Genomic DNA, 7000 nt, shown 5'->3' with positions numbered 1-7000 from the left:
CCGTCGCTGCTGTCCATCAGGCTCAGGTAGTTCATCTGCAGGTGGCTGATCAGACGCCACGCGGAGAGCCCTTCGGCCAGCGCCGGACGCGGCGGCGTCGGGCCTTTACACAATTTCAGCTGACCGACCGGGATCGAATCCGGCATGACGAAATTGCCCTGCTCCTGCTGCAACAGCATCAGCGGCAGATCGCGGCTGGTGCAGAGCACGTCTGCCGACAGGTAGCGCATGTCGTCGCGCCACGGCGTGTGATGTTCATCCACCAGCGACAAAAACACTTCCGAGCCGATATAGCCGGTGCGCGTGCCGTAACGCTGCGCCTGCTCAGACAGCGTACGCTGCTCGCGGCGCAGCGAGAAATAGGCACCGTAATCGCCGTCGTCGCCGCTGAAGGTGCTCCAGAACGGGCGGAATAACTGCTCTTCGCGCTTGCCCTCAACGGTGGCGAACAGCCGCTGCACCGAGTGCACTTCGTAGTCCAGCGGCCGGATGTTATCCACCACCAGATGATATTCGTGCTGGCTGTCGCTGACCTTCAGGCGCTCGGCCGTTTTGGGAAAAAGGTTGATCACCGGCGTGCAGTGCAGTGCCAGATGGCTGCTGTCCACCACGCTTTCCAGCGCGCTGTCAGCCTTATCCAGCAGGATGATAATGTCGAATTCCTGTGCGTTATCGCAGCGGCGCAGAAACGGTGCCAGCTGGCTCAGGTTGATGAACTGGAAACGTGCCGGAAAGGCAAAATACTCCTGCAGCAGCCGGTAGCCGTCGAAGTTACGCAGATCGTCCGGCAGCAGCGCCTGCTCTGGCGCAAAGCCTTCCTGCTGTAGCGAGTCATCCGGCAGCACCTGGCGCAGCGGTTTCTGTTCGACCGATTGCAGCACGATGCCGACGCGGTGCTGCATCAGCAGCTCCAGCAGTTTCTGCGCCTGAATGTCCGGGCCGCTGAGATACAGCATTAAATCGGCGACATTCAGCTGGCTGAGCGACGAAATGCCTTCGCAGGCGATACGCACGCGCAGCGCGCTGGCGGCACCGCGACCGCTGAGCTTCAGTTCGCCCAGCGGCAGATCGCCCGGCACGCCGCCGAGTGAAACTTCGCTGATGCGCAGCGGATGCAGCGTGACATCATGCGCCGTGGTGTAGCTGCAGGTTACGCCGCTTTTTTTCAGGTGCTGGCTCTCCATCATGGTGCCGCGCGGCACGTGGAAGCCATTGCTGATATCGCCTTTACGGCTGTCCGGCGTGAGCTGTGCAATCGCCATCGACGGCGTAGGTGACAGATAAGACGGCGCAATCATCTCCAGCAGCCGCTGCGAAAAGCGCGGGAACTCGGCGTCCATTTTGAGCTGCACGCGCGACGTGAGGAAAGCAAAGCCCTCCATCAGGCGCTCAACGTAAGGATCGGCGACTTCGATGCCGCGCATCCCCAGCCGCCCGGCGACTTTCGGATAGCGCGCAGCGAACTCCGCGCCCAGCTCACGCAGATAGGCCAGTTCGCGGTTGTAGTAGTCGAGCAGTTTGCTGTCCATGATTAACCTGCATCCAGTAGTTCAAAATGACCGCTTTCCAGATCAACCTGGGTGCGGAACAGAAACTCCAGCGGATAAGGCACGCACCACAGGCGGCCTTTGATCTCAATCGATAACACGTTGTGCAGGCTGAGCGATTTCAGATCGCTGACGCAGCGCACCTGCAGCCCCTGCGGCAGAATGCGCGGCTCAAAGTGCAGAATGGCATCGGTCATTTTGCGCTGCATATCCTGCCATTCGATGTCGGAGATATTCTGTCCGGCCAGCGGCGCCACGCCAAAATTCCACACCGAGCGCTGCACTTCACCAAAGGCGCTGAGATCCTGCTGGGCTTCGTTGTTGATGGTGTTAAACAGCCACTGCAGATCGCGCAGCACGTGGCGGCGCAGCGTGCTGTGGGAAATCAGCGTGGTATTGCTGGCTTCGCTCTGCTTGTCCGGCGCGTTGTCAGTCAGACGATCGAGTAACGAGGATTGCAACTTGTCGCGCGCGGTTAGCGCATCGCGATTTTTACGCGCGCGGAAACCGCCATGCAGCTGGGCATAGCCGTCGTTGTGCGAGCTGTTATCACGGCTCATCGCTGCCGCCTGGCTGGAACGTCAGCTGCTGCAGCGTCAGCAGCGGATACTCGCCGCTGTCGCTCAGCCACAGCTTCTGGCCGTGACCGGTAAACTGGCTGTCATCGTGGCCCAGCGGCTGCCATTCCGTGACGCTGGCGCGCAGGTAGCGCTCATCCGCCCCCGGCAGCAGCGGGTAGCGCACCGGGATCTGGCAAATCTGCTCGCTGCCATCTACCAGCTGCACGCGCGTATGGCGCCAGACCAAATCGGTGACGCTGGCAGGCGCCTGAAATTCCATCTCGCGGATCGCGGCGAACGGAATCCAGTAGTAGCGGCCGTTGGCGATGGCTTCGCACACCGGCCCGAAGCGGCTGTCGCCGTCCATCAGCCATGCGAAGTCTGTTGTCTGTTCCTGCTGTTGCAGCTGGCCCGGATTGGCGTCGGCCTGCGCCAGCGCGGCGGCACGCTGCTCAGCGCCCTGCGCGAAGTCACCGCGGATGTCGGCGGTCAGCGCAGCCAGCAGGGTTTCACACCACGCCCACGCGCTGCCCGGCAGCTGCGGCTGCGCCGCGCCGCGCAGTACCGCTTCACGCTGCTGCTCACCGGCAATGGCCTGCTGCAGTAAGGTGACGGTCGGCTGCGCCTGGGGCGTCAGCGCCAGCCACGATTGCAGCTGGGTTTGCGCACGCGTCCAGTTGCCCGCCAGGCACAGCAGCTGCACAAACGCCGCGCGCAGGTCGGCATTGGCCGGGCTGGCCTGAATCTGGCGGGTGATATCGGCGAGGTTATCGGCCAGTGAGGCCCTGGCCAGGCGCGATTGTAACGACTCCATGCAAGCTCCTTTTGCGTTAGTTGATGGTGCGGTAAACCGCGGCGGCGGGATCTTTCAGCTCCGGATGCAGCTGCTCTACCAGCTGGACTTTCAGCGGAGCGCTGGCGCTCAGCCACGGCGACCACACTTTGCGTACTTCCTGCAGCCGTGCGCGCAGTGCGCTCTCATCGGCGGCATCGCTGGCGGGCATCTGCACCACCACCTGATCCGGTGCCTGCCAGCCGTTGAACTGGCTGCTGAACGGCAGCACCAGCCAGCTGTCTGGCGACTTCTCGTTGCTCAGCACCATGCGTTCGCTGTTGACAGTAGTGATGCTGAGCTCGGCGCTCTGCTGTTTGTTATTCAGGCCGGCAATCGGGAAGCCCTGCAGGAACGTCACCACTACGCTTTTCGCCGCACCGTTGCCCATCTGCGTCAGGCTGCTGCGGCCGCTCAGCCAGCCATCCTGACCGCAGCTCAGCCCCTGTTTTGACGGCACGAACAGCGCGCTGGTCTGCGCCGGATGCTGCCACCAGGTGCGGAAGTGACAGCCGTCGAGCAGGCTGAACTGCAGCCACGGCGTGGTATCGGCCTGCGGCGAGTTGAGCACCGGCGCGGCAGGGGCAACCGCAGCGGTCTCAGGCTGCTGCACGGGCGCGGGCGGCGGCGTTACCACCGTTTGCCACTGCTGCGCTTTGGCCGCGCTGCCGCTGGCGATCGGGTTGCCGTCATCATCATTGAGCGCCCAGTTGAGCTGCTGCAGCGCTTTACACTGCGATGCCATCAGCCCGGCGACGCGCGGCAGAAAATCCTCCAGCGCCGCGACGTTTTTCGCGCCGTGGGTGACGATGCGCAGATCAACATTGCGCTTACACCAGCTCGCCAGCTGGTTATCTTTCACGTCATCAATCCAGACATCCAGTTTCTGTGCCGGGGACTGCACGATGCGATAGTTCTCAGCAAATGCGTGCGTGCTGAGCAGCAGCGCAGCCAGACCCAGTAATCCATGTTTCATGTTGGCGTTCTCAATCTCGAAGAGGGAAAAACTGCGCCGCTTCGGACAGCGAGTGCAGTAAGGTGGTGTCCTGCGGTGAGCCAATCCAGACGGCCAGCGCGCTGAAGTTATCCTGCTGACCGTTATCCGGCTGACCGTTGCGGATGATTTGCTGCATCAGCGTCAGCCACTCTTCCGGTGTATTGACCATGTGCAGCGACTGCTGCATCTGCTCCAGCGTCACGCCGTGCCAGAAGCCATCGGTGCACAGCAAAAAGGCGTCGCCGTCTTCTATTTCCACCACATCGCTGTAGCTGGCGTCGCGCTGCTCATCGCCCATGCCGAGGGCAAAATAGAGCAGGTTACTGTTGATACCTTCGGTCTGGTGGCCGGCATCTTTCATCTGCTGCACCAGGCTGTGGTCGGTAGTCACGTGATAGAGGTAGCCGCGGCGAAACAGATACAGCCGGCTGTCGCCCGCATGCGCCCAGTAGGCCAGCTCGTAGTCGCGGTCGACAAACAGGCTGACCAGCGTGGTGCCCATGCGGCTGTGCTCGCTGCTGGCTTTCTGCTGCTGGCGAATCGCGTGATTCGCGTGGTTGACGTAGTTGCGAATCGACTGCGCATCCAGGTGCGCGTTACCGTCGAACGCCTCCATCAGGCTGCTGCGCGCGATGCGGGCGGCCACGTCGCCGCCGGGAAATCCTGCTACGCCGTCGCACACCACGAAGCAGGCTGAGCGTTCACCGATTACCTCACCGGTTTGATCCTGATTGCTGGCGCGGTCGCCCTGATTCGACGTGGAAGCAATGGTGATATTCATGCGTCATCCGTGTGGGTTTGTGAATCTTTGTACTGATTAACTTCCAGGTCGTAGGCATGCAGGAAAGCTTCGCCGAACAGGGTATGGAAATCGTCCTCAATCTCGCCCGCCGTCTCGCCGTAGCGCTCAACAAAATGCTCCCACAGCGCGGCTTTGCGGCTGCCCGGCAGGCCGAGGCGCGACAGCGATCCCGCCTGGCGGGCTTCCTCTTCCAGCTGATCCGGATTAAAGGATTGCAGCATCGAGGCGATAATGGCGCGGATCCCGGCGATCATGCCGAGCTGATGCGCCTGCAGATCGATCAGCGCATCACGCACCGCCTGACGCGGCGGCATGAAGCCCGGCATGCGGCTGCCAAACATCTGCATCAGCACGGTTTTGCCGGACGGCAGCAGTTTGAACGGGTTGTTGGCGTCATCGAGGATCACCGTCATATCCGCTTTAACGCCACGCTTAAGAATCGAACGTGACGACAGCAGCGCAACGGTGCCCTGCGAGAACATGCTCAGCATCTGGCCAAACTGCAGCATCTGCTCACGGTCGAACTGCGGCGTGGGTTGCAGATCGCGCAGCCCCATGCCTTCCAGCAGTGCATCCAGCAGTTCGCCTTTCAGCGCGTCGCCGCTGCTGTGGCTGGCTGTCGCCTGGCTGGCGGGTGCCGCGTTCTGATGGCTGGAAGCCACCGGATCGATACGCAGCCGCCCTTTCGGCGTCGGCGACGGTACACGTTGCACCGCCTGCGGCGTGGGCAACGTAATACCGCCGTAATCTATCTGCGGCGCAACCGTCTCCGGCTGCTCCGCCTGCGGTTCGATCAGCGGCGGCGTGGCCTGGGTTTCGGTGTCATCAAACAGTGGCGAACTGCTGAGATCCGCCAGCTCGACCGGTGCCGTCTCCGGCGAGGGTTCACTGGGCGTTTCCGGCTGGACGTCGGGCTGCGGCTGTACCGTCTGTGTCGGCGCAATCTCCGGCTGCGCGAGCGGAACCGCATTACCCATCATCAGGCCAAGCGGATCGTCGTGGTTGCGCACGTCGCTGCTGCTCTGGCTGCCAAACAGGCTGAGCGGATCGAGCTCGGTAGCACTTTCGACCTGCGGCTGCGCGGCGGCATTCTGCTGCGCCGACAGTGTGCTGGGGGTGCGATCGTCGAAGATACTTTCCTGCGCGAACAGCGCATCGCCTTCATCGAACAGGCTGGTGTTTTTCGGCTGCTGGCCAATATCCAGCGGCGCATCGTTCACCAGCTGAGCCAGCGGATCCTCCGGGTTGCGATCGAGGCTGGCCGGCGCGGTGAGCGGATTGGCCTCCGGCAGCACCTCGGCCGCTGCTTTGCGCTTCGACAGATCGTCAGAGATCGAGAACTCTTTGGCGAGGCTGTCCCAGATCTCGCTGGGGATCGCGGCGGTGCTGGCATCTTTTTCCGCCGGTGGCACATCAGCCATTACCGGAGCCTGCACCACCGGCTGCGGTGCCAGCGTGGCGGCCTGCGGCTGCTGCGCGCCGTTGAGATCGTTGACCAGCAGCTGGTAATCATCGATGCCCAGCACGTCGCCATCCTGTAATTCCACCTGACGCCCGCGCTCCAGCGGGATGTCATTGAGCAGCACGCGCGTCACGTTGCCCCGGTTGGTGAGGCGGCATTCGCCAGCGGCGGTGATGTGCACAATCGCCTGCAGGCGAGAAATGGTGCGATCGTCATCCGGCAGCACCAGATTGTTGTCCACCCCGCGGCCAATGGTGCCGCCGGGCGGCATAAAGTCACAGCGGGTTTGCGGCGGCTGGTGGCCGGGTTTAGTCGTTATTATCGTAAAGCGCATAACGGGTTCCTGCGGTTAGCGGTTCGGCATCTATATTGCGCGGCTCTCGGGGAAAGACGCGAAATATAGGAAGCGGGTGATACGATGCTGTGTGCGATATAAGGTGATTGAGGCAGTGCGTTAAAGCGCGATGCGTTGTGTCATATTTGTCATTTAGAAATTTCGTTGGCTTAGAAATGATTGCAATTTTGTAGCGGCACCATTTATTGCGCGATGAATCGCGCCGCTACAATATGTGCGCGGTGCAGTGTCAGTACACCGGATCAAGACGATTAGCCGGGATGTAGCGACAACTGATTTATTCAATATAAACAATGAAAGCAGACATATATAATTCTGAAAACTTCATTCAGTATACTGAAGAAATCAGTGCATCCGCTTATAAATTAAAATAGTTACGGCACCTAAAAATAATAGCAGCGCACTGATTAAGTTTAGGTTATGCACTATGAGCAACCATTTTATC

At 61.1% G+C, this 7000-nt stretch carries 6 protein-coding genes; all 6 read right to left on the bottom strand.

The window, feature by feature from the left end; genetic code table 11:
* Nucleotides 1-1529 (bottom strand): type VI secretion system baseplate subunit TssF (gene tssF, locus ERD80_RS02390; RefSeq protein ID WP_136545649.1); only part of this gene is annotated, 1529 nt, incomplete at its 3' end.
* Between the two features lie 2 nt (nucleotides 1530-1531).
* The gene (tssE, locus tag ERD80_RS02385; RefSeq protein WP_021506795.1) at nucleotides 1532-2107 is read right to left on the bottom strand and encodes a type VI secretion system baseplate subunit TssE; all 576 of its coding nucleotides are present in this window, start codon (nucleotides 2105-2107) and stop codon (nucleotides 1532-1534) included.
* Nucleotides 2097-2921 carry a type VI secretion system accessory protein TagJ gene (locus ERD80_RS02380; RefSeq protein WP_136545648.1) on the bottom strand — a complete coding sequence of 275 codons (825 nt, stop codon included), beginning with the start codon at nucleotides 2919-2921 and terminating at the stop codon, nucleotides 2097-2099. Before ERD80_RS02380 ends, tssE begins: the two co-directional genes overlap by 11 nt.
* Nucleotides 2922-2937: 16 nt before the next feature.
* Complete coding sequence (locus tag ERD80_RS02375; protein ID WP_058771450.1) at nucleotides 2938-3915, bottom strand: hypothetical protein; 978 nt, start codon at nucleotides 3913-3915, stop codon at nucleotides 2938-2940.
* A gap of 10 nt (nucleotides 3916-3925) precedes the next feature.
* Nucleotides 3926-4717, bottom strand: a complete 792-nt coding sequence (locus tag ERD80_RS02370; RefSeq protein WP_021506792.1) for a protein phosphatase 2C domain-containing protein — start codon at nucleotides 4715-4717, stop codon at nucleotides 3926-3928.
* Nucleotides 4714-6534: a type VI secretion system-associated FHA domain protein TagH gene (gene tagH / locus ERD80_RS02365; RefSeq protein ID WP_136545647.1), complete on the bottom strand. Its 1821-nt coding sequence runs from the start codon at nucleotides 6532-6534 to the stop codon at nucleotides 4714-4716. Before tagH ends, ERD80_RS02370 begins: the two co-directional genes overlap by 4 nt.
* Nucleotides 6535-7000 lie beyond the last annotated feature (466 nt).

Origin of the sequence: Pantoea sp. R102 (genome assembly GCF_004916815.1) — a bacterium.
Lineage (GTDB): Bacteria > Pseudomonadota > Gammaproteobacteria > Enterobacterales > Enterobacteriaceae > Pantoea > Pantoea dispersa.
The sequence above is the reverse complement of the archived record's forward strand: the minus strand, read 5'-3'. Positions and strand labels throughout refer to the sequence as shown.

Coding starts and splice junctions, on each gene's coding strand:
- tagH (WP_136545647.1), bottom strand. CDS start 6,534: ATGCGCTTTACGATAATAACGACTAAACCCGGCCACCAGCCGCCGCAA.
- ERD80_RS02380 (WP_136545648.1), bottom strand. CDS start 2,921: ATGGAGTCGTTACAATCGCGCCTGGCCAGGGCCTCACTGGCCGATAAC.
- tssE (WP_021506795.1), bottom strand. CDS start 2,107: ATGAGCCGTGATAACAGCTCGCACAACGACGGCTATGCCCAGCTGCAT.
- ERD80_RS02370 (WP_021506792.1), bottom strand. CDS start 4,717: ATGAATATCACCATTGCTTCCACGTCGAATCAGGGCGACCGCGCCAGC.
- ERD80_RS02375 (WP_058771450.1), bottom strand. CDS start 3,915: ATGAAACATGGATTACTGGGTCTGGCTGCGCTGCTGCTCAGCACGCAC.